This is a genomic window from Methylomusa anaerophila, from assembly GCF_003966895.1.
Lineage (GTDB): Bacteria > Bacillota > Negativicutes > Sporomusales > Sporomusaceae > Methylomusa > Methylomusa anaerophila.
On record NZ_AP018449.1, the window covers coordinates 2,619,951 to 2,644,035 of the forward strand.

Below are 24,085 nucleotides of genomic sequence, written 5' to 3' on the forward strand. Positions count from 1 at the left end.
GAGACACGGAGGACACAGAGGGACACAGAGAAATAAAAAAGGCTGGAGTTGAGAGTATTGCTGTTGGAGGAATTGAAAGGGCCCATTGACGTGTTGGCCCAAAGATTAAATGAAATGAGGGTTTCTCTTTGACGTTGCCGGTAAGGGAGAACAGATAGAAGAACTGGAGGACCGCATTGGTTCTCACGGGTTTTGGGACGACCCGGATACAGCCCATAAAATTATGCAGGAATTGACCAGGCTCAAGGACAGTATTAGCGAATATCAGGGAATGGCCAACCGTCAGAGCGACCTGGCTGTTCTCTGGGAACTGGGCATGGAAGAAGGAGACGATTCCCTGTACCAGGAAATTGACGCCACATTAAAAGAACTGGCGAAGGATATGGAACGCCTGGAACTAAACCTTCTTCTCGCCGGCGAATACGACGGCAATGACGCCATTTTGACTCTTCACGCCGGGGCGGGCGGAACTGAGGCTCAGGACTGGGCCCAAATGTTGCTGCGGATGTATGTACGCTGGGCGGAAGACAAAGGCTACAAGATAGAAACCATCGACTTTTTGGCCGGCGATGAAGCCGGCGTGAAAAGCGTGACGATACAGGTAGCCGGCCGTAATGCCTACGGCTACCTGAAGGCGGAAAAAGGCGTACACCGTCTTGTCCGCATTTCCCCCTTCGATGCCAGCGGCCGGCGGCATACTTCCTTTGCCGCCGTTGACATCATGCCGGAAATCGATGACTCGGTGGAAGTCAACATCAACCCCGTTGACCTGAGGGTGGATACTTACCGGGCCAGCGGCGCCGGCGGCCAGCACATTAACAAGACCGACTCGGCGGTGCGTATGACCCATATGCCCACAGGCATCGTGGTTCAATGCCAAAGTGAGCGTTCCCAGATTCAGAACCGGGATAAATGTATGCGCCTCTTACGCGCCAAACTGTTTGAACTGGAACGCCGGCGGCAGGAAGAAAAAAAGGCGGAAATCGGCGGCGAGTATCAGGCGATTGAATGGGGAAGCCAGATTCGCTCTTACGTGTTTCATCCCTATAATTTAGTTAAGGATCACCGTACCGGGGCTGAAACCGGCAACGTCCAGGCCGTGATGGACGGCGAAATCGATTTGTTTATTGAAGCCTATCTTAAAAATAACATAAGCAGTAAAAGCTAGAATGGAGATTCTCGCATAAGGAGCGGAGCTTATGAGCAAACGCTGGATAATTGCCATTTTGCTGGTTCTTTTCCTGGCAGTGATAGCGGAAGTGATGCTGTCTAAAATTGTGTCTGATGCTGTTGCCCAGGGAATGACCGGTTTAACCGGCAGCCGCCAGGTGGCTGCCCATGTAGAAAAAAGTCCGGCTTTTTTGATGCTGGGCGGCCGGTTTGACCGGGTCGACATTGATGCTCAGGATGTAAAACTTGACAAGATCGCTTTGGCCGATATGCATGTCCTAATGACTGACGTTCAATTGGATATGGAGGCGTTAATCACCCGGCGGGCGCTTGTCATACAAGGGGTAAGGGATATCGACCTTACCACTGTGGTCACTCAGGACGAACTGGCGAAATATCTCAATAGCTCCGTCAAAGGAGTGAAAAATGCCAACGTGGCAGTTTCCCCCGGAAAAGTAGAGGTAAACAGCCAATTGACCCTTGGCGGGATCGCCCGGGTGGACGTGAAACTGGAAGGCAGGATTACAGGCGAGCAAGATAAAATTAAGTTTGTTGCCGAGCGCTTTTGGCTTAACAACTCTCCGGTGGGAAATATTGGCGGCGCATTGCTGACGGAAGTACCGTTAGTTGATTTGAGTAAATTGCCCTTTAAAGTAACGGTCCGCGATATTGTTACCGAGGAAGGTAAAGTGGTAATTCATACTGATAACCGGTCTCGCTAAAGCCCGTACGGGCCATTTTTTTTGCCAGTGACTGCTCTAATTTTTCATAGTTTTGAAAACGGTTCAAATTTTTCTTAAGCTGGCAGGAGATTGTAATTATGCAGCAGAATATGGTTAAAGTTGCTATGAGATGCTAAGCCGTATAAATCTGGATAAAATGGCGAAAATATCATATTAACCGTCTTATACTTATTCCCGGAATACTGAATAAAAGCGTAAGGTGGAGGAATTTTGTGACAAGTCTTACATATAACCGGATTTTAATAGGAATTATTATAATCGGCCTGTTGGCGGCGCTCACAATAAACTGGCAGCGCCACCTGGTTGAAGAGAAAAATACTACTATTGAGATGGTAATGGATTATGAAGATCTGGTTGAATTGGCACAGATTGAAGGTATTCCGCCGGCTAAAGCTTTTAAAGACTTTAAAGAGGCGGGTGTTACTTCCCTTGCTGTCTATGAGTCTACGCTGGAGAAACTTGACAAAAGAGGCAAAGCAGCTGTATTTTCCGGCGCGAACATTTTGGATCAAAGCCGTACCGGCGGTCTGACCGATCCGTTTTGGCGGGATATGGTTGCGGCGGGAAGAATTGCGCCCGAAGATGTTTATATAACTGCTCAGGATAAAGAAGTGTTTGCTGAAGTCCGGGAAGATCTGAACCGGCGCTTGGGTCCCGGCAGGGTAGTTATACTGAATGAAGGAGAACGATTGATTCTTGCCGCCAAGGCCAATTACGAAAAAGTTATAAAATGGAATTTGGGTTTGCCTAAATCTGAACTTAGAGAAGTGGTCAATCAAGGGTATTATCTGGTGCCTCGTCCCACGAATTACACCAAAGTCACCCCCGGCGATGTCAATTCGGTGTTTGAACGCCTGCAAGCCGTTGACAGCAGCAAAGTGTCGGCAGTGATGTTTACCGGTGATGAAGTGCTGGGCTATCCTGACCTTTTACCCCTTACAGTTCAAAATTTTAAGGACCGCGGGTTGACTCTGGCGATGATTGAGCATCCTCTCCAACTGAGATTTGTAAAGCAGGAGGGGCTGTTGGACCTGGCAACGGCGATTCATTACAAGGCTGCCAGGGTGTACACCATTCCGAAGGATGAACAGCTGAAAATGAAAATATCGGAGGCAATCCTCCGGTGGGAAACGACCACGAATCTGGAACGCAACATTCGTATCAACCTGCTGCACCGGTTCGAAAAAGCCGAACCGGGGATGAGTTTATATGAAACCAACCTCGCCTATATCTCAGGCGTGAAAAAAGCTCTTGCCGCCCAGGGCTTTGCCTTTGGGCGGGCGGGAACATTCGAGCCTTATTTTCCCCAGCCCTGGCTATTGGCGTTAGTAATGTTGGGGGCGACTGCCGCCGGCGTATTACTTTTATCTTTGATAGTTCCCCTGCCGCTCCGCTGGCAGGGCCTGCTTCTTATTGGCCTGGCTGCGGTATTGATATTCCCGGTGCTGAAGGGCGGCGGTACACTTACCCGCCAAATGACTGCCTTGGCCAGTGCGCTGATTTTCCCGGTGTTAGGCATGACTTGGCAAATTGACCGCTGGCGCAAACAGGAAATAGCCGGTGAACTGACGGGGCGGAAGGGTATAGGATCACTTATAACCAACGGGATGGGCGCTCTAATAGCCACGACGGCGATTTCGCTGGCTGGCGGCATGTACTTGGCTGCGGTTTTAAGCGACATTCGTTTCTTTTTGGAAATGGAGATTTACAGGGGTGTAAAACTAACCTTTGTTATGCCGCTGGTCTTAATTACAGTCGTATACTTTTCCCGTTACAATCTGTTTGATTTTGATGAAACGGCCGGAATTAAAGGTATATGGCGACAAATTGTAAAAATATTAAACCATCCTATTGACGTGAAGACCTTGCTGTTTATTGGCGCGGCCGTTTTTGCCGCTTGGGTATATGTGGGACGTTCCGGTCATACCGCCGGGGTTCCTGTTCCCGCTGTCGAGCAGAAGCTGCGCATGTTTTTGGAACAAATGCTGTACGCCCGGCCCCGGGAAAAGGAGTTAATCGGTCATACCGCTTTTTTGCTGGCGGTTATGTCCATATATCAGCGTTGGCCAAGGTTTACCCAATATTTGCTCATCGTAACGGCTACGATTGCCCAGGGATCACTGATCGAAACATTCGCTCATTTAAGAACTCCGGTATACATGTCTTTCATCAGAGGTCTGGACGGTTTGGTTCTGGGAGTGCTTATCGGTTTGATGGCGCTTGTTGGCTTATATGCGGTATTCTCTTTGGTACGGGCATGGAGAAGGAGACCTGCTACCCATGAGTGAAATTGTCGTTTCCGGTTATTACGGTTTTGGCAATGCCGGCGATGAAGCCATGCTGGCAGCCATGATTGAAGCCTTGACCGAACTTAAACCAGACATCAAAATCACTGTTCTTTCCGGCAATCCGGAGGACACACGGCGCCGCCACGGTGTGGACGCCGTGTATCGCCTTAATTACCCGGAAATAATTCAAATCATGAGGCGGAGCGACCTCCTGATCAGCGGCGGGGGAAGTCTCCTGCAGGACGTAACCAGTGACCGCAGTTTATACTACTACCTTAGTATTATGATGTTAGCCAAAAAACTTGGCAAGCAAGTGATGTTGTACGCTCAGGGAATCGGACCGGTACAAGGCGCCATCGCCCAAGGCGCCATGAAATATATCGGCAATATGGTAGACCTTATCACTGTCCGGGATGAAGGTTCTTATGAAGAACTTAAACGGCTGAAAGTAAAGGCTCCTCCTATTTATGTTACCGCCGATCCGGTACTGGCCATGCACCCTGTCGATAAGCAGATTGGACGTTCCATTCTGCGGAAATATGGTCAGGAGGGTGTGGCTCCCTTGATTGGCATATCTGCCAGGGAATGGAAGGACTGGGGCCACTATAAACAAGTATTGGCGCAGGCTGCCGACATTATGGTGAAGGAATTTGGTGCCAAGGTGGTATTTTTGCCTATGCAGTGGCCGGATGACCGCAGCGTATCCCAAAAGATCGCCGCCAGAATGCGGCAGCAATCGGCTGTGCTGGATGAGGAATATACTACCAGCGAACTGCTGTCGCTGGTAGGGAACTTTGATTTGCTTGTTGGCGTCAGACTCCATGCCCTCATTTTTGCCGCAGTTATGCATGTGCCGACGGCCGGCATATCCTATGACCCTAAGATTGACCGCTTTTTGGAAACTCTCGGCGAACGCCACGTCGGCACCTTGAAAACCATAACCGTAGACACTCTAATGACCCGCATACAGGAATTATGGGATGAGAAAAAGCATCCCAAACGTTCACGGGAGCGGGAGGAACGCATCAGCCATCTCCGCAACAAGGCCTTCCATAACGCCGAATTGGCGCTGACCCTGATCGGCGATAAACAACGATGACCTATTTACTTTAAGTAGGGAACTGCTTATAAACCGCCATCTGCGTCGTTGCTCCTGCGGTGCTCGCTCCGGCGTACAACCAGTACGCTTGCGTTCCGGTTCTCGTCGTGCCTACGGTCTGACGATGATAGTTCGAACTGTAATTAGCAAATATCATTGCAATAAGCTTTTTTCATATGCAACGGTATCTGACGATTTCTAAGCAGTTCGTGGCGATTATAAGCTGAGCAGCGACAAATAAAAGGAGGGAGTACCTAAATGGGACATAAACTGGCATGGTTGCGCGGTTACCTGGGGATAACCCTGGGGGCGGCGGTTACAGCTGTGGCCCTCAATATGTTTCTTATCCCCAACAAAGTGGCGGCTGGCGGCGTTAGCGGCCTGGCTACCGTGCTGCACTATACCTTCGGTTTACCGGTGGGGATGACTATGCTGGCCCTTAACATTCCTTTGTTTTTAGGAAGCGTCAAAGTGCTTGGCGCCCGGTTTGGGATAAACACTTTGTTTGGAGCCGCAGTTTTGGCGGCTGCCATTGACATCATGGCGCCGTTTACCCCCGTATTAACCAGCGATTTGCTGTTAAATTCCCTGTACGGCGGCGTACTGTCCGGTATCGGCATGGGGCTTGTATTTAAGTTTAAAGGCACAACCGCCGGCACTGATCTGGCAGCCGCAATTATTAATAAGTTATTCGGCGTCAGTATAGGGCAAGCATTGTTAGGGGTGGATTTTTTTGTCATAGCTTTGGCGGGCTTGGTCTTCAACAGTGCTGAACTCTCATTATACGCACTTATATCCCTATTTGTAACTACTCAAATCATTGACTTGGTGCAGGAAGGGCCCAGCTCCGCCAAAGCTTTTGTCATTATGACCAATTGTCCGGCGCAGGTGGCGAAAGCCATCCTGGAAAAACTGGGGCGCGGGGTGACATTTCTCTCGGGGCGGGGCGCTTATACCAATACGCAGCGGGATGTTGTATTCTGCGTCGTCAGCACCAGTGAGGTGTCCTATATGAAAGAATTGATTTACAAGCTTGACCGTAAAGCGTTTGTTATCGTTGCTGACGCTCACGAGGTGTTGGGGGAAGGATTTAAATCTCATTAACCCTCGCTCGCGTGTGGCGGCAAGTTTAAATATATCTAAATAAGCTTGCTTTGTGGATCTCGGATGTCAAACCATGAGATGATGAAAGACAGGCGCAAACAGGAGGGTTAAATTGTGGCAACTAAGCTTAATCCGGACCAAATCCGAGAGCTGACCAACCGCGCCGCATCCGTACGGCGCAACATTGTAAGCATGATTACTGAAGCGGCATCCGGTCATCCTGGCGGTTCCTTATCGGCAACGGATATTCTGACTACTTTGTATTTCGCCCAAATGAAAATCGATCCGGGGCAGCCAAAGGACCCTGACCGGGATCGCTTTGTTCTGTCCAAAGGGCATGGTGCGCCTGTTTTGTACGCTGTACTGGCGGAAAAAGGATTTTTTCCGCGGGAAGAGCTGTTAACTTTGCGTAAAGTTGACAGCCGTCTCCAGGGACATCCGGAAATGAAACATACCCCGGGAGTGGATATGACTACCGGTTCTCTGGGACAAGGCATAAGTGCGGCTTGCGGCATGGCCTTGGCGGCTAAACTGGACGCAAGGGACTACCGGGTATTTGTCCTCCTGGGAGACGGTGAGCTGGAAGAGGGGCAAGTTTGGGAGGCGGCGATGTTTGCTGCCCATTATAAACTTAATAACCTGACGGCTTTTGTTGATTTTAACGGTCTTCAGATTGACGGACCGGTAAGTGAAGTCATGTCGCCGCTGCCTATCCCTGAAAAATGGGCGGCATTCGGCTGGAATGTGCTTCAGATTGACGGACACGATTTCAATGCCATTTACGACGCGATTGAAACTGCCAAGACAGTGCAGGACAAGCCTACCGTAATTGTTGCTAAAACGGTAAAAGGCAAAGGGGTCTGCCAGATGGAAAACGTTGTTGACTGGCACGGTAAAGCTCCCAGCCGCGAGGAATGCGACACATTTTTGAGTACGATGGGATCTATAAATGATTAGTGGATATTCGACTTAAAGAGGGGAACTGCTTATAAGCTGCCATCTGCTTCGTTGCTCCTGTGGTCCTCACTACAGCGTACAACCAGTACGCTTCCGTTCCGGTCCTCGTCGCGCCTAGCAGCTAACGACTTCTAAGCAGTTCGGGGCAATCCGTAATATGCGTGAATACTGAAATAAAATATAGAGGTGTTTTTCATGAGTAAAATGATTGCAACCCGGGAAGCTTACGGTGTTGCGTTGAAGGAATTGGGGGAGCGAAATAAAGACGTGGTTGTTCTTGACGCCGACCTGTCCAAATCGACGAAAACCAATGTTTTCGGTAAAGCTATTCCTGACCGGTTCATTAATGTAGGTATCGCGGAGCAGAACTTGATGGGCGTGGCCGCCGGGCTGGCTGCCGCGGGAAAGATTCCTTTCGCTTCGACTTTTGCCATGTTTGCCGCCGGGCGGGCGTTTGAACAAGTTCGCAACTCCATATGCTACCCCCGTCTTAATGTAAAAATCGCGGCCACTCATGCGGGAATTACCGTAGGGGAAGACGGGGCGACCCATCAGGCGTTAGAAGACCTATGCCTCATGCGTTCATTGCCCAATATGACTGTCATTGTTCCCGCCGACGCTGCTGAGACCAGGCGGGTTGTGGATTTCGCCGCTGAATATGACGGACCTGTTTACATTCGCTTAGGACGAGCCGGGGTGCCGGAACTGTTCGGCGAATCCTATGAATTTCAACTGGGAAAAGCCGTTCAGCTTGCCGATGGCAAAGATGTGACCATTATTGCCTGCGGCCTGATGGTGTCGCCGGCGCGTACTGCGGCTGAGTGGCTGATTGAGGCGGGATATAGCGCCAGAGTATTAAATATGGCTACAATTAAACCGCTGGACATTGAATCCATCGTGGCGGCCGTAAGGGACACCGGCGCCGTCGTAACCTGCGAAGAACATTCCATTATCGGCGGTTTAGGCGGCGCCGTCGCCGAAGCGATGGCTGAACACGCTCCGGCCCCGCTGGAAAGAGTAGGCGTGAAAGACACCTTCGGGGAATCCGGCACTCCCGCCGCCCTCTTGCAAAAATATCACCTGACTGTCGATGATATCGTGGCGGCTGTCAAACGGGCAGTCATCAGAAAGAAAGGATAAAATAAATAAAACGGCTCCTGCATGCATATGTATGTAGAGAGTCGTTTTTTATGTGCATACGTAAGAAGAAGGGAGGGAGAGAAAGTGTGAGCCAGTGGAAGGTAATTTATTTTGGCAGGCGGGTAGTTCGCCGGCTATGGGTTGGGCTAATGGGGCTGATTGCCGTCTTAAAGCTTGGTGGCACTATGTCTGCCGCTGTGTCCATGGTTCTATCTTTACTCGTATATGCACTGGCTTTCGGCGTCCAGTTCGCCGCCGGATTTATCATATTGCTCCTGGTGCATGAACTGGGTCATGTTCTGGCTTCCCGCGTTGTCGGTATTAAGGCTGCCGGTCCTATGTTTATCCCCTTTATTGGGGCAATCATTCATCTCAACAAAATGCCCCTCAATGCCAAAATGACTGCGAACATCGCCATTGGCGGCCCGGCTGCCGGAACGATCAGCGCGATGATTTGCCTGGCATTCTATCTTTGGACAGATAGCGTGTTGATGCTGGTACTATCTTATACCGCCTGTATTCTTAATCTTTTCAATCTGATTCCCTGTACGCCGCTGGATGGTGAACGGATCGCCGCAGCCATTTCACCCCGCCTTTGGTGGCTGGGAAGCTTGGTTATCGGCGTGGTATTTTTATATACGTATAATATTTTTATTCTGGTAATTTTCCTGTTTTCTCTCCTGCAGTTGTGGCAGGGAGAGGAAGAGAAGGATGAGCAATATTATCAACTCACGGCTTTTCAGCGGTTTACCGTTGCCTGGTGGTATTTTGGCTTGTTGTGTGTACTGGGATTTACAACTTTGTATGTAACCGACCTGCTGAAGTAAATTGCCGCAACTATTCGCCTTGGCAGCGGTATCAGGCGATTTCTGAGCAATTCGCGGCATTGGCTGACCGGAATAGATATAAATTGTCATTTGTTTCCAAAGAAAGCAGCTGATTTGCATAGCAAGGAGGTTTTTTGCTATGTATGTCGAATATCAGTTAAATGTTGCTTCATACTGTACAGGAGGTACCAACTGTTGATCTACATGAGTGAAGTGTCGAAAATTTACAGCAACGGCTTAGTTGCATTAGCAGATATAACGGTCGAAATCGCCAGCGGTGATTTTGTATTTATTGTGGGTCCCAGCGGCGCCGGTAAATCGACATTCATAAAACTAATCTTCCGGGAGGAATTGCCAAGCAGTGGGAAAATTGTAGTGAACGGACGCAACGTTGCCAATATGTCGCCCGGCGATGTTCCCTATCTCCGGCGTAATTTAGGGATAGTTTTTCAAGACTTCCGCCTGCTGCCCAATAAAACGGTTTATGATAATGTTGCCTTTGCCATGAGAGTTGTTGAAGCCCCGCGGCGGGAAATACAAAAACGGGTGTACAACGTACTGGAATTAGTCGGGTTACGACATAAAGTCCGCACTTATCCGGCGGAATTGTCCGGCGGAGAACAGCAGCGGGTAGCCATCGCCCGGGCGATTGTCAACAATCCGGCGGTTGTGATCGCCGACGAGCCGACCGGTAACCTTGACCCGGATACTTCCTGGGAAATTATGAAAGTGTTGGACAGCATTAACAAGGCAGGCACCACCGTTGTCATGGCGACTCATGACAAAACGGTGGTTGATGGTATGAGGAAACGGGTTTTGGCGATAGAAAAGGGCCGTATAGTTCGTGATCAGCAAAAAGGGGTATACGGCTATGAAGATTAGGGCTGTTGAGTACTTTATCAAGGAAGCCTTGTCTTCTTTGCGCCGCAATAGCCTGATGAGCATAGCTTCTATTACTACGGTAGCATTGTCGCTCTTGATTTTGGGTATGTTTTTGACCGTGGTTCTTAACTTGAACCATATCGCTTCCACTCTTGAAAATCAAGTACAAATTTCCGTATATCTGCAGGACGATTTATCCGATCTGGATATGCGGGAAATCGGTACGCGCATAACAAAGATTCCAGGAGTTACACAGGTACTGTTTGTTGATAAAAATGAGGCCATGGCCCGTTTCCAGGAGCGGCTGGGTGAACAGAAGGAATTATTGACTGCCTTGGGAGAAACCAATCCCCTGCCCAATGCCTTTGAAGTGAAAGTGGACAAGCCGGAGCAGGTCAAGCCGGTAGCCCAAAGCGTTGAACAGCTGGAAGGAGTGGAAAATACCAAATTTGGCCAGGCAGTGATCGAGCAGCTTTTTAGCTTGACCCGCATGATCCGTATTTTGGGGCTCATTCTGATTGTATTTTTGGCGCTGGCGGCGCTGTTCATTATTTCCAACACCATTCGCATAACAGTATTTGCCCGGCGCAAGGAAATCGGCATCATGAAATATGTCGGCGCTACCGACTGGTTTATTCGCTGGCCTTTCATGATTGAGGGCATGGTTTTAGGGTTTGGCGGGGCGCTCATCGCTGTACTCATCCTGAACCAGACTTACTCCGCCCTAACCGCTAAAGTATATGAGTCGCTGGCTTTTCTGCCGCTTATTCCGAAACAACCTTTTCTTACAAATGTCAGCATCATTTTGCTTGTGACCGGGACTGCTATCGGCGCTTTGGGGAGTAGTATATCATTACGCCGCTTCATGAGGGTGTAGTTTTCGGCTGTTATAGTAGGGAACTGCTTATAAACCGTCATCTGCGTCGTTGCTCCTGCGATCCTCACTCCAGCGTACAACCAGTACGCTTGCGTTCCGGTTCTCGTTGCGCCTAGCAGCTAACGATTTCTAAGCAGTTCGAGGTATTTGTTAGCGGAGCCGATTAAAAAAAACGAAGTCTTGGAGCAGGAAGAAAGTAAGTAGTCGTTAAGAAAAGTTCATACTTCAGTTTTTTATAAAAGTTTAAGATTGTCCAGGAGGAGAAGGTTTCGATGAGACGTTATTTGGCAATTGGTTTGGCTGCGTTGCTGGTGGGGGGAATGGCGAGTCCCCTGGCGCCGGTGGCGGCGGATGAAATCCAGCAGAAACAGGAGGAATTGCAGGGCATTCAGCAGCAGATGGAAAATGAACAAAATCGCGCCGCCGCGGCTCAGCAACAGGTGGAGAGTGTTTCCGAACAGCTGAGAGTGATACAGGGCAGCTTGGATGCTACCATCAATGAATACAAAGCTATAATGTCCAAGCTGGAGGCCACTCAGCAGCAAATAGCCGTAAACACTGAGATTTTGGCTAAGGTGGAGGCCAGTCTTGCTGAACGCACTAAGATTTTGAACAAACGCATGCGGGATATCTATAAAAACGGTCAGGTAAACTATCTGGATGTTCTGTTCGGCGCGGTGGATTTTAATGATTTCACGACCCGGGCTGAACTCCTAAAAAGAGTGGTTAATCTGGATATAACGCTGGTTACCAGAGTGAAAGCCGAGCGCGAACTGGTTCTGCAAAAACGGGCTGAATTGGAACGGGACAAGGCTGCCATTGAGCAATTGAAACAAGAAGCTGCTGCCAAGAAAGCGGTAATTGAAGCCCGCAAACAGGAACAGGAGAAAGTTTTGGAAACCGCGGTTACCGAGCGGGATGTTGCTAACCAGGCTTATCAGGAACTGCTGGAAACATCCCGGCAGATTGAAACTATGATCCGTAGAATCCAGGCCGGCAGTAGAGGTCCCAGCGGTGCCACCGGTGCTATGATCTGGCCGGCATCGGGTCCGATTACCTCACCTTTCGGCTGGCGGACGCATCCTATTTTCGGCACGCAGTTGTACCATACCGGTATTGACATTGGGGCAGACTTTGGTGATGCGGTTGGGGCCGCAGACGGCGGGGTGGTTATTTATGCCGGCTGGATGGGCGGCTACGGCAATGCGGTAATTATCGACCATGGCAACGGCATATCTACGTTATACGGTCACAACAATGATTTGGTAGTGGGGGAGGGTACGCGCGTATATAAAGGGCAGACCATTTCCCATGTAGGATCAACCGGCTATTCTACCGGGCCTCATCTTCACTTCGAAGTGCGTGAAAACGGTACACCCGTGAATCCGCTGGGGTATTTATAAATTTTTAATAATCTGTTGACGTAGAATATTATCCCGGTTTTTTACATATAGTTAAAGTAGTTTTTTGCTCCGCCACCAACGTAAAGGGGCGGTAAGAAGCGAGAGAGGTGTGTTTATTGAGTCGCCGTAAGATTATAATCGGAGCTGTTTTGCTGGTCCTTTTTACATTTGTCGCGACATCAGGCGCGTTTTTATACATGCTGCATATTAACTCCACGGACATTGCCGGCACTCTGAAACTATTCCGGGTCATCCAGTTAATTAAATCACGGTATGTGGAAGAAGTGCCTTCTGATGCTCTGTTGGCCGGGGCCATTAAAGGTATGGTCAATTCTTTGGGCGATCCTCACTCCATATACTTGGACCCGAAGATGTATAAAGAATTTATGATTGAAACGGAAGGGTCGTTCGGAGGAGTAGGCATTGTTATCGGTATCAAAGATAAAATGTTGACGGTGGTGGCACCTATTGAAGGGACGCCCGGGGATAAAGCCGGCATCAAGAGCGGGGATCAGATTCTCAAAATTGATGGGCTTGACACCAAAGACATGGCTCTTGACGAGGCAGTGAGCAAGATCCGGGGACCGGAAGGCAGTCATGTTACTCTTAGTATTTTGCGGTCCGGGCAGGATGCCAAAGAATACACTTTGACCCGTTCGAATATCCAAATCAAGACTGTCACCGGTAAAATGCTTGAAAACGATATCGGCTATGTCCGGCTGTCCATGTTCAATGAAAATACCGGCAGCGATATTGGTAAGAAGCTGCAGGAACTGGAAAAGCAGGGAATGAAAGCTGTTATCCTGGACCTCAGGGATAACCCCGGCGGTCTGTTGGAAGAGAGTGTGAAAGTAGCCGGCAATTTTGTTCCTAAAGGGCCGGTGGTATCCGTGGTAACAAAAGACGGTACCCGGGAAACCCACTCTTCCAATTTGGCTGCTCCCAAGTATCCGCTGGTCATACTGGTTAACGGCGGCAGCGCCAGTGCTTCGGAGATTGTAGCCGGAGCAGTGCAGGACACGGGGGCCGGAACATTGATTGGCACTAAGACCTTTGGCAAGGGATCGGTGCAGACGATTATACGCTTGGACGGTGGTTCAGCCATGAAGCTTACCATTGCTAAATACCTTACTCCCAACGACCGTTCCATTAACGGCGTTGGTATTGAACCGGACATTAAGGTTGAAATGCCTGATTTTAAGGAAAACGGCAAGGATCTGCAGTTGGAAAAAGCCATCGAAGTTTTGAAAGGAAAACTATAAACTAGTTTGTGTAAGGCCGGTTCGAAGCGGACCGGCCTTTTTGTTTCTATCGCGTTAAAGAATCGACATCTTCTTATCATCTTAACTTGTTTGTAATTTACTTACAGGTATGGTACTATTGTGTCGGACCTATGTTTGCCTTAGGAAAATCCATGACTCGCAGAGGTGAAAGCGTGATTACAGGAATTACCGCCTTTCCCTGGCCGAATATACTGCTGCTGATTATCGACCGGGCTTTGTCGGTTTTGCAGCAACCCATATTTTGGGTGATACTGGCCTTGGTAGGCTGGCAATACCGGCAGATGCGGCAAAGTCAGCAGAAAATGTTCGGCGTTTATTCCTATAGCCTGGTACGGCAAGTGCTGCTTGCCGGATTTTATGGACTGCTTGGCGGTATTGTCGGTAGTTTTTTGCTGACTGTTGCCGGTGTCACCCTCAACAAATTGGGTCTTAACTATATTTGGCCTGTGGCACTGGCGCTGATGCTCATCAACATGCGGTTTTTATGTTTTGCTTACGCCGGGGGCTTAGTCGCCCTGGCCAATATTCTGTTTGGCTGGCCGGACGTCAATGTGCCGCAGGTATTAGGGCTGGTAGCCGTTCTCCATATTACCGAGAGCGTGCTGATTGCTGTTAGCGGCGGTTACAGTGCCGTGCCGCTGATTGTAAAACGGCAGGATGGCCGGATTGTGGGCGCTTTCAGCCTGCAGAACTTTTGGCCTTTGCCTTTGGCCCTCCTGGCTGTTATTTCTATTCCGGCGGATAGTGCGTCGGAAGGACTCCTTTATATGCCGGAATGGTGGCCGCTTATTCCGCTGGGGGTGGAACCGCCGGCTGGCGAAAGCCTGATTTATGCCATGCTGCCGGTGGTAGCCGCCCTGGGCTATACCGATATTGCCGTGTCCAGCCTGCCCGGTGAGAGACGGCGGCGATCGGCATTACACCTGGCGCTCTATAGTGTTTTATTGCTGATATTGGCCATATTATCCGCCCAGTATTCTTGGCTCAAGGTTTTGGCCGCCCTGTTGTCGCCTTTAGGTCACGAGGCGCTGATTCAGCTTGACAACCGGCGGGAATTGACGCAGCGCCCTTATTTCATCCCGCCTGACCACGGGGTTAAAATTCTTAATGCTATTCCGGATACCCCGGCCGGAAAAATATTAAAACCGGGAGATATTCTTCTCAGTCTGGATGGAATAACGATAAACAGCCGCTATGACTTGGCGGCTGCCATCAGTTATGCGCCGGCGGAATTCACTGTGGAATTTGAACGGAAAGGTCTAAGGCACAGCCGGCAAGTCAAATTCAAAAACGGCGAGAGAAAGCTGGGCGTTATTCTGGTCCCTGACGGGGATGAATCCTATTATGTCGAAATGAAAAGCGAAAGATTCGGTTTGCTTGACTGGATTAAACGGAAATTACCCAAAAGATAAAGAAGACTGTTCAACCGTCTTAGAGGTGATAATAGAATGGCGACTGTTCCCAAACTGGCAACCAATCACAATGAGGGCGGAATTCCGTTTACCGTGGAAGCCCCCTTTATTCCTACCGGTGATCAGCCGGCGGCCATTGCCAAGCTGGCGGACGGCGTATGCAGCGGGGACAAGGCTCAGGTACTGTTGGGAGCTACCGGCACCGGCAAGACATTTACCATTGCGAAAGTAATCGAGGCAGTTCAGAAACCAACCCTGGTTATCGCTCACAATAAGACCCTGGCTGCTCAATTAGCCAGCGAGTTTAAAGAGTTTTTTCCCCATAACGCCGTAGAATATTTTGTCAGCTACTATGACTATTATCAGCCGGAAGCTTATATCGCTCAGACTGATACCTATATTGAAAAAGACGCTTCGATTAATGATGAGATTGATAAACTGCGACACTCGGCTACCAGTTCCCTGTTCGAGCGGCGGGACGTTATAATCGTGGCCAGTGTATCCTGTATTTACGGTTTAGGTTCGCCGGAAGACTACCGGGATTTAATGTTATCCTTGCGACAAGGACAAGTCAAGGACCGGGATGATATCCTGCGTAAGCTGGTGGACATTCAATACGAGCGCAACGATATAAATTTTACCCGCGGTAAGTTCCGGGTACGGGGCGATATAGTTGAAATTTTTCCCGCCGGTTACGGGGAAAAAGCGCTGCGGATCGAACTTTTCGGCGACGAGGTGGAACGCATCCTGGAGGTGGACACCATGACCGGGGAGATACTGGCTGAGCGTAAGCATATCGCTATCTATCCCGCTTCCCACTATGTCACTTCGCGGGAGAACATGCTGCGGGCCATCCGGGACATCGAGGCCGAGCTTGAACAGCAACTGGCTTTTCTAAAGTCGGCGGGCAAGCTCTTAGAGGCTCAGCGGCTGGAGCAGCGCACCAATTATGACCTGGAAATGATGCTGGAGATGGGATATTGCTCCGGGATCGAAAACTATTCCCGGCATCTGACCAATCGCCGGCCGGGAGAATCTCCCTACACGCTGGTGGATTATTTCCCCCAGGACTTTTTGATTGTGATTGACGAATCCCATGCGACCCTGCCCCAACTGCGGGCGATGCAGGCCGGGGACCGGTCGCGGAAAGAGTCCCTGGTGGCAAATGGTTTCCGGCTGCCTTCCGCTTTTGACAATCGCCCGCTCACCTTCAATGAGTTTGAGCAGCGAATTAATCAAATTATTTATGTTTCGGCCACCCCGGCGGCCTATGAGCTGAAAGCCGCCAAACAAGTGGCGGAACAGATTATACGTCCTACCGGGCTGGTGGATCCGGTCATTGATGTTCGGCCTATTGCCGGACAGATGGATGATCTATGGGCTGAAATCAAAGCCAGGACTGCTGCCAATGAGCGGGTGCTGGTGACTACCCTGACCAAAAAGATGGCGGAAAACCTTACTGAATATCTGAAAAACATGGGTATTAAAGTCCGCTACCTGCATTCGGATATTGCCACTATTGAACGGGTCGAGATAATTCGGGATCTCAGGGCCGGTGAGTTTGATGTTCTGGTGGGCATAAATTTACTCCGGGAGGGCCTTGACCTGCCGGAGGTATCATTAGTCGTTATATTGGATGCCGACAAGGAAGGCTTTTTGCGTTCGGAGACCTCTCTGATTCAGACTATCGGCCGGGCGGCCCGGAATGCTCACGGCAAGGTTGTCATGTACGCCGATACCATTACCGAATCCATGGGGCAGGCTATTGGCGAGACTGAGCGCCGGCGGATGATTCAGACAGAGTACAACACCAGACACGGCATTACTCCGAGAACCATTGAGAAACGGGTAAAAGAACTTATTGAAACCACCAAGGTGGCTGAAACCGGTGTTGAATACAAAACTGACCGTATCGGCAGCATGAACCGCACCGAAATGCTGGAACTGGCGGCCAACTTGGAGAAAGAGATGCGGCAGGCTTCTAAGCTGCTTGAGTTTGAACGGGCCGCCGAACTCAGGGATATGATAATAGAACTTAAGCAAAAAGCAGGAGAACCCGCGCCGAAGCCGAAAACATCTTTAAGTAAGACTGCCCGCCACCGAAAAAAGTGAACTAAAGATAGAGGAGGAAGATTTATGCGACTCATCAAGAACATCAAATTGAAACTTATTATAGTTAGCATTCTCGCGGTCAGCATGGCCTTTGGCGGGTCATCCCTGACGGCGCACCAGCCGGTTGCGGCCGTCGGACATGAATGGCTCACGGCGGCTGCCGCCCGGAGTGACGTTCCTGTTTCCGCTGCTCCAGTCATTATTAGCGGCAAACAGGATATAGTCAAGTCCTACTCCATTAATGAAATTAACCGGTACTTGTCGCAGATGGATTCGACGGATATTGCCGCTACCGTAAAACTTTTCCGGGCCATTGAACTGGTAAAATCCAGGTATGTGGGAGAAACGGCTACCGATACTCTAATGTCCGGCGCCGTTAAAGGCATGGTCAATTCATTAGGCGATCCTTATTCCTTGTACATGGACCCCAAGATGTATAAAGAATTTACCATTGGGACGAAAGGGTCATTTGGCGGCGTAGGCATCATACTCGGCGTCAAGGACCAATTGCTGACGGTTGTGGCCCCCATTGAGGGAACGCCGGGAGAACAGGCCGGTATTTTGAGCGGGGACCGGATTGTTAAGGTTGACGGCCGGGATACCAAAGACATGGCACTTGACGAAGCGGTGAATTTGATTCGCGGTCCGGAGGGCAGCGAAGTAACCTTAACCATCAGCCGCGCCGGACAGGACTTAAGAGATTTCACCCTGGTCCGTTCCAATATCCAGCTTAAGACCGTTGACGGCAAAATGATGGAAAGCGATATCGGCTATATCCGCCTGTCCATGTTCAATGAAAATACCGGCGACGACCTTTTCAAGAAACTGCAGGAACTGGAAGGGCAAGGTATGAAGGCGGTTATTCTGGATCTTAGAAACAATCCGGGCGGGCTGCTGGAAGAAAGCGTAAAAGTAGCCAACAATTTTGTCCCGAAAGGTCCGGTGGTTTCCGTCGTTGCTAAAGACGGAAGCAGGCAAACCTTTTCCTCTAATCTGGAAACACCTAAGTTTCCATTGGTTGTCCTGGTTAACGGCGGCAGCGCCAGCGCTTCAGAAATCGTAGCAGGCGCAGTGCAGGATACCGGCGCAGGAAAACTGATCGGTACCAAGACCTTTGGCAAGGGGTCGGTACAGACGCTATTGCCGTTAGGCGGCGATTCCGCTATTAAACTTACCATTGCCAAGTACTTTACTCCCCGGGACCGTTCCATAAACGGCGTGGGGATTGAGCCGGATATCATAGTTGAGATGCCTGACTTTAAAGAAAACGGCAAAGACCTGCAACTGGAAAAAGCTATTGAGGTTTTAAAAGGGAATTGACTTAACTGAATATTAATTTACTTGCCAATATAAAAGCATAGGGGCGCTTGGTAAAGCGCTCCTGTGCTAATATGCTTGATCTAGAAAAATGAAAGGGAAGCATCGTGAAAGAACAGATTGTCATCAAAGGGGCCAGACAGCATAACCTGAAAAATATAGATGTCATCATACCCCGCGACCAATTGGTTGTTATCACCGGCCTCAGCGGCTCCGGCAAGTCCTCGTTAGCCTTTGACACCATCTACGCTGAAGGACAGCGGCGGTACGTGGAGTCCCTGTCGGCTTACGCCCGTCAATTTCTTGGTCAAATGGACAAACCGGACGTGGATTATATCGAAGGCCTGTCACCGGCTATTTCTATTGACCAAAAGACCACCAGCCGCAATCCCCGTTCGACTGTCGGCACGGTAACGGAAATTTACGACTACCTGCGTCTTTTGTTCGCCCGGGCGGGACGGCCGTACTGTCCTAAATGCAACAAGCCCATCAGCCAGCAAACAGTGGACCAAATAGTAGACCAGCTGATTGCTTTAGGGGAAGGGGCCCGGCTGACCATTATGGCGCCGGTGGTACGGGGAAAAAAGGGCGAGCATCAAAAAATAGTGGAAGATATCCGTAAGCAGGGTTTTGTGCGGTTGCGCGTTGATGGTGAAATCCGGGATGTCACCGAGGCGCTTAATCTGGAAAAAAATAAAAAACATACCCTTGAGGTGGTTGTTGACCGGATTGTTGTGCGGGAAGGGGTCCAAACCCGTCTGGCAGACTCTTTGGAAACGGCGCTTGATCTGGGCGGCGGTGTCGTGAACGTCGCCGCCGCCGGGACTGGCGAACTGACATTCAGCCAAAATTTTGCTTGTGTCGACTGCGGCATCAGTCTGCCCGAGATTGCCCCCAGGATGTTTTCCTTCAACAGTCCTTTTGGCGCTTGTCCCGAATGTACCGGCCTCGGCAACAACCTGGAGATTGATCCGGCTTTAGTAATACCTGATCCTTCCAAATCTTTGCTTGACGGAGCTGTTGCTCCCTTCAGCAAAAGCAGCGCTTCCTATTTTATGAATCAATTGGAAGCAGTGGTGGAGCATTATGGCCACTCTGTCTACGACACCTGGGAGCAACTGCCTGATAATCTGAAAGAGGTAATTCTGTGGGGAGCGGGTCCCGACAAGTTCACCTTCCACTATGAAAACATGTATGGCGAGCATAAGACTTACTACACCACATACGAAGGCGTTATTCCCATCCTCAGCCGGCGGCACCGGGAATCTACCTCAGACTATGCCCGGGAAGAAATTGAAGAATATATGAGCTCCAAACCCTGTCCGGCCTGCAGGGGGGCCCGTTTAAAGCTTGAGGCGCTGGCTATCAGGGTAGGGGGAAAAAACATCTATGAAATAACCCGGTTTACAGTGGCTGACTGTCAGAAATTCTTTGCCGGTTTGGAACTGACCGCCAGAGAGACGGCAATTGCCAATCAGATATTGAAAGAGATCAATGCCCGTTTGGGATTTTTACTGAACGTGGGCTTAGACTACCTGACCCTTGACCGGGCAGCCGGCACTTTATCCGGCGGCGAGGCCCAGCGTATCCGGCTGGCTACTCAAATCGGTTCGGGGCTGGTGGGAGTGCTCTACATTTTGGATGAGCCCAGCATCGGCCTTCACCAGCGGGACAACAACCGTCTCTTAGCTACCTTGAAGCACCTGCGGGACTTGGGCAATACGCTGCTGGTGGTGGAGCATGACGAAGACACCATGTACGCCGCCGACCATATCATTGATATTGGTCCGGCTGCCGGACTACATGGCGGCGTAGTAGTGGCGCAAGGCGACATTGAGACGATCAAGGCCACTGAGCAGTCAATAACCGGTCAATACTTAAGCGGCAAGAAATACATTGCTATCCCCGCCACGCGGCGTCAGTCCAACGGTAAGTGGCTGGAGGTGGTGGGGGCCAGGGAAAACAACTTAAAAAATCTCAATGTCCGTTTTCCGCTGGGAGTTTTTACCGCCGTTACCGGGGTATCCGGTTCCGGCAAAAGTACCCTGGTCAACGAAATACTGTATAAAGGGCTGGCCAGCCAGTTGTACCGCGGCAGTCACAACCGTCCCGGCGTCCATGACGAAATCCGGGGAGTGGAATATATCGACAAAATTATTGATATTGATCAATCACCCATTGGCCGTACCCCCCGTTCCAATCCGGCAACTTATACCAGCTTGTTCGACTCCATTCGCGAGGTATTCAGCCAGACGCCGGAAGCCAAAATGCGCGGTTACCGGCCGGGACGTTTCAGCTTTAACGTCAAGGGGGGGCGCTGTGAAGCCTGCCGGGGCGACGGTATTATCAAAATTGAAATGCATTTTTTACCTGATGTTTACGTTCCTTGCGAAGTCTGCAAAGGCGCCCGCTACAACCGGGAGACGCTGGAAATTCATTACAAGGGAAAAAATATTGCCCAGGTGCTGGATATGATTGTGGATGAGGCGGTGGAGTTTTTTCGCAATATCCCCAAAATACACCGGAAGCTACAAATCATGCAGGACGTGGGTTTGGGATATATGAAGCTGGGACAGCCGGCAACTACGCTGTCGGGCGGTGAAGCGCAGCGGATAAAACTGGCTGCCGAACTGGCCCGGCGCAGTACCGGCAAGACTCTCTATATTCTGGACGAACCGACTACCGGCCTCCATACCGCCGATATCCACCGCCTGCTGGAGGTCTTACAGCGCCTGGTGGATGGCGGTGATACGGTAGTTGTCATCGAGCACAATCTGGATGTCATCAAAACAGCCGATTACATCATTGATCTGGGGCCGGAGGGCGGTTACCGGGGCGGCGACATTGTCGCCCAGGGTACGCCGGAAGAGATAGCAGCCGTTCCTGTATCTTACACCGGCATGTTCTTAAAACCGGTGCTTGAACGCCGGCTGCAGAAAGGACCTGTTTAAGCGCAGAGGGCACTCTGCATCCTTCTAGTGGTCTGTATCATGAGTTGCACGCTACTTCTTTGATAGGAGCGAGATCATGAATAGAGGCGTCATCCCTTTGCAGGACAGCGCCTCTGTTTATTCCATATCCATCTGAGAAAGCTGTTTTATTTGGTCACGCTGGCCGTAGATAACGGCGGTAACCTGTACCTTGTCATTTCCTTCGTCAATCCAAAAGTAAATAAGAAAGTTTTTTACAGGCAGTTTATGAATGCCTGAGTTTCGCCACGGTTCTTCTTCTGTCAATGCAATCCGCTGCGGAAACTGAGAAAGCGATGAAATTGCCCTTTCTATTTCGTCAAGCAAACGCAGGGCGGCTTTTGGAACTCTTAACTCAGAAGCAATGTATTTTATGATTTCTTGCAGTTGTTCCTCTGCCTGTGCGGTGATTTTAACGATGTATGTTTTATCCGCCATAAATTACAGTCCCCGTCTTAACTCTTTAAACACCTCAGAAGCAGGACGGGAACGGTCTGCCCTTGCTTCATCCAACCCCTTTTGCATGATTGCGTCAAATGCGGCGGCATCCATTTCATCCAACGCCAGCGGAGCGGCAGGAAGCGACAGGGAAAACGGAATGCTTTTAGTCATAACAATTTGTTTATAGAGCATGTTGATTACAACGGAAGCCGGAACTCCCAGCTTTGCCATGATAGATTCTGCTTTTTCTTTTATGTCCGGCTCGACACGAGCGAGAACATTTGCTGTTTTTATGGCCACAATAGTTCCACCTTTCATTTTTTCTTTATTATATTCTATTGTATAACGTTTAGCAATACATTATTCAAGTTTTTTCTAACTAAAACTTCAGGTGCATATATTGAAACGCAAGTGAGACACTTCACTTGAAGTGTCTCACTTGCGGCATTTCCATATTTCCGCCTCCGTTATCTTGTATCCTGCTGCGTTATAATTTACGAAATCATTTGTTTATAAACAAACTGGGTGTCAACATTCCCCATCCGGAACTGGGGATTGCGCAATACGTTCTTATGGAAGTCAATGGTAGTATCAATACCGGTGATAATAAACTCTCCTAAAGCCCGTTCCATGGTTTTGATGGCGTCTCCCCGCGTTTTCCCGTAGGCAATTACCTTGGTAATTAGGGAATCATAATAAGGTTGAACAACAGAACCCGCGCATACGCCGCTGTCTACCCGGACGTTTGGGCCGCCGGGCTGGTGGTAAAAGTCGATTTGTCCCGGGCAGGGCATAAAGTTGGCGTTGGGGTTTTCCGCATTAATGCGGCACTCAATGGCATGTCCGTTCAGTTTCACGTCGGCTTGGCTGAATGTCAGCTGATGTCCCGCTGCAATCTGGATCTGCGTTTTTACAAGGTCAACGCCGCTGACCATCTCAGTGATGCCATGTTCCACTTGAATCCGGGGGTTAATTTCCATAAAATAAAAATTCCCACCGCAATCCAAAAGGAATTCGACCGTACCAACATTGGTATAATGGATGCTCTTGGCTGCCCGCACTGCCAGTTCACCAACTTTTTGGCGCATTTCCGGCGTAAGAATACTGGAGGGAGCTTCTTCCAGAATTTTTTGATTGCGCCGCTGAAGAGAACACTCCCGTTCTCCCAGGTGAACAATATGCCCGAAGTTGTCGGCAACAATCTGGACTTCTATATGACGGGCGTTGCAAATATATTTTTCAAAATAATACGGAGTAGAAGCAAGACTGGAAGCATCATATTTACGAACAGCTTGATGCAATTCCGGCTGGTTGTTGACAACAAACATGCCATGTCCGCCGCCGCCTGCTATGGGCTTTAAAATAACAGGGTAACCAATGCTTTCCGCCTGACATATAGCATTATCCAGGTTATCTACCAAATCGCTGCCCTGGGACATAGAGATTCCGGCCGATCGCATTACGTCGCGGGCGGCATCCTTGTTTCCCACCTGACGGATGACGTCGGCAGACGGGCCAATAAAAGCCAACCCTTCTTTTGTTACCAATTCCGCAAAATCGGCGTTTTCCGATAAGAAGCCGTAACCAGGATGAATAGCATCTGCCTGGGCCGCTTCAGCAGCAGCCACAATCGCTTTGCCGTTCAAATAGCTGTGCGCAGCATCTGCCGGTCCAATATTACAGGCATAGTCAGCCAATTGGACATGAAGGGAATCTGCGTCGACATCAGAATAAACAGCCACGGTTTCAATGCCAAGCTCCTGGCAGGCCCGGATAATTCGGATGGCTATTTCCCCACGGTTCGCGATCAAAACTCTGTCAAACATCGGCATAGACCTCCCATTTGCATCTCGTTTCCCGGCCGATATCGGCCGGGCCTAATGATTAAGATTATAATTAGAAATAACAATTTAAGCAAGAGTTTAAAGCAATGTATACAAGATAGCATGGATATTTAACAATTATTAACAATTTTTAAAACTGTTAATAAAAAAATAAGGCTTTTCGACGCTGCCGCTTAATCTCAGTTTATCCCAATATTCGGATGTCATTCTTTAATGC

Annotated in this window: 19 protein-coding genes; 16 read left to right on the forward strand and 3 right to left on the reverse strand. The window is 49.7% G+C overall.

All coding sequences use genetic code 11. The features are described from left to right. Positions 1-57 precede the first annotated feature (57 nt). The 16 genes from prfB to uvrA all read left to right on the forward strand — a co-directional run bounded on the left by prfB (position 58) and on the right by uvrA (position 21,565). Positions 58-1,168 (forward strand): peptide chain release factor 2 gene (prfB, locus tag MAMMFC1_RS11870; protein ID WP_194085692.1). Its coding sequence is split into 2 segments (ribosomal slippage): positions 58-129 and positions 131-1,168, totalling 1,110 coding nucleotides; the frame shifts between segments, so codons are not numbered across the junction. 31 nt (positions 1,169-1,199) lie between these two features. Further along, entirely contained in the window at positions 1,200-1,892 is a 693-nt protein-coding gene (locus MAMMFC1_RS11875) for an LmeA family phospholipid-binding protein (RefSeq protein WP_126308715.1), read from the forward strand. Positions 1,893-2,125: 233 nt separating this feature from the next. Next, positions 2,126-4,201: a DUF5693 family protein gene (locus MAMMFC1_RS11880; RefSeq protein ID WP_126308716.1), complete on the forward strand. Its 2,076-nt coding sequence runs from the start codon at positions 2,126-2,128 to the stop codon at positions 4,199-4,201. After that, complete coding sequence (csaB, locus tag MAMMFC1_RS11885) at positions 4,194-5,300, forward strand: polysaccharide pyruvyl transferase CsaB (protein ID WP_126308717.1); 1,107 nt, start codon at positions 4,194-4,196, stop codon at positions 5,298-5,300. The genes MAMMFC1_RS11880 and csaB overlap by 8 nt, the downstream gene beginning before the upstream one ends. 258 nt (positions 5,301-5,558) lie before the next feature. Next, entirely contained in the window at positions 5,559-6,404 is an 846-nt protein-coding gene (locus MAMMFC1_RS11890) for a YitT family protein (protein ID WP_126308718.1), read from the forward strand. A 114-nt stretch (positions 6,405-6,518) separates the two neighbouring features. After that, entirely contained in the window at positions 6,519-7,361 is an 843-nt protein-coding gene (locus MAMMFC1_RS11895) for a transketolase (protein WP_126308719.1), read from the forward strand. Positions 7,362-7,565: 204 nt separating this feature from the next. After that, positions 7,566-8,501 (forward strand): transketolase family protein, encoded by a 936-nt coding sequence (locus MAMMFC1_RS11900; RefSeq protein ID WP_408631246.1) that lies wholly within the window; start codon positions 7,566-7,568, stop codon positions 8,499-8,501. Between the two features lie 86 nt (positions 8,502-8,587). After that, complete coding sequence (locus tag MAMMFC1_RS11905; protein WP_126308721.1) at positions 8,588-9,328, forward strand: site-2 protease family protein; 741 nt, start codon at positions 8,588-8,590, stop codon at positions 9,326-9,328. 195 nt (positions 9,329-9,523) lie between these two features. Next, complete coding sequence (ftsE, locus tag MAMMFC1_RS11910) at positions 9,524-10,210, forward strand: cell division ATP-binding protein FtsE (protein ID WP_126308722.1); 687 nt, start codon at positions 9,524-9,526, stop codon at positions 10,208-10,210. Further along, on the forward strand, positions 10,200-11,087 hold the full coding sequence (gene ftsX / locus MAMMFC1_RS11915) for a permease-like cell division protein FtsX (RefSeq protein WP_126308723.1): 888 nt from the start codon (positions 10,200-10,202) through the stop codon (positions 11,085-11,087). Before ftsE ends, ftsX begins: the two co-directional genes overlap by 11 nt. Before the next feature lie 272 nt (positions 11,088-11,359). Beyond that, the gene (locus MAMMFC1_RS11920; protein ID WP_126308724.1) at positions 11,360-12,490 is read left to right on the forward strand and encodes a murein hydrolase activator EnvC family protein; all 1,131 of its coding nucleotides are present in this window, start codon (positions 11,360-11,362) and stop codon (positions 12,488-12,490) included. Positions 12,491-12,606: 116 nt separating this feature from the next. Then, positions 12,607-13,752: a S41 family peptidase gene (locus tag MAMMFC1_RS11925; protein WP_126308725.1), complete on the forward strand. Its 1,146-nt coding sequence runs from the start codon at positions 12,607-12,609 to the stop codon at positions 13,750-13,752. Between the two features lie 173 nt (positions 13,753-13,925). Beyond that, a complete protein-coding gene (locus MAMMFC1_RS11930; protein ID WP_232035429.1) occupies positions 13,926-15,185 on the forward strand; it encodes a PDZ domain-containing protein in 1,260 nt (419 codons plus the stop codon). A gap of 36 nt (positions 15,186-15,221) precedes the next feature. Continuing rightward, positions 15,222-17,297: an excinuclease ABC subunit UvrB gene (gene uvrB / locus MAMMFC1_RS11935; protein ID WP_126308726.1), complete on the forward strand. Its 2,076-nt coding sequence runs from the start codon at positions 15,222-15,224 to the stop codon at positions 17,295-17,297. 24 nt (positions 17,298-17,321) lie between these two features. After that, the gene (locus tag MAMMFC1_RS11940) at positions 17,322-18,617 is read left to right on the forward strand and encodes a S41 family peptidase (RefSeq protein WP_232035430.1); all 1,296 of its coding nucleotides are present in this window, start codon (positions 17,322-17,324) and stop codon (positions 18,615-18,617) included. A 104-nt stretch (positions 18,618-18,721) separates the two neighbouring features. Beyond that, positions 18,722-21,565: an excinuclease ABC subunit UvrA gene (uvrA, locus tag MAMMFC1_RS11945; protein ID WP_126308727.1), complete on the forward strand. Its 2,844-nt coding sequence runs from the start codon at positions 18,722-18,724 to the stop codon at positions 21,563-21,565. Positions 21,566-21,682: 117 nt separating this feature from the next. Here the strand turns inward: uvrA and MAMMFC1_RS11950 are convergent, their stop codons facing one another. The 3 genes from MAMMFC1_RS11950 to accC all read right to left on the reverse strand — a co-directional run bounded on the left by MAMMFC1_RS11950 (position 21,683) and on the right by accC (position 23,850). Next, entirely contained in the window at positions 21,683-22,021 is a 339-nt protein-coding gene (locus MAMMFC1_RS11950; protein ID WP_126308728.1) for a type II toxin-antitoxin system RelE/ParE family toxin, read from the reverse strand. A 3-nt stretch (positions 22,022-22,024) separates the two neighbouring features. Beyond that, positions 22,025-22,324, reverse strand: coding sequence for a type II toxin-antitoxin system RelB/DinJ family antitoxin (locus MAMMFC1_RS11955; protein ID WP_126308729.1), 300 nt, complete (start codon positions 22,322-22,324; stop codon positions 22,025-22,027). A 194-nt stretch (positions 22,325-22,518) separates the two neighbouring features. Next, on the reverse strand, positions 22,519-23,850 hold the full coding sequence (gene accC / locus MAMMFC1_RS11960; RefSeq protein ID WP_126308730.1) for an acetyl-CoA carboxylase biotin carboxylase subunit: 1,332 nt from the start codon (positions 23,848-23,850) through the stop codon (positions 22,519-22,521). Positions 23,851-24,085 lie beyond the last annotated feature (235 nt).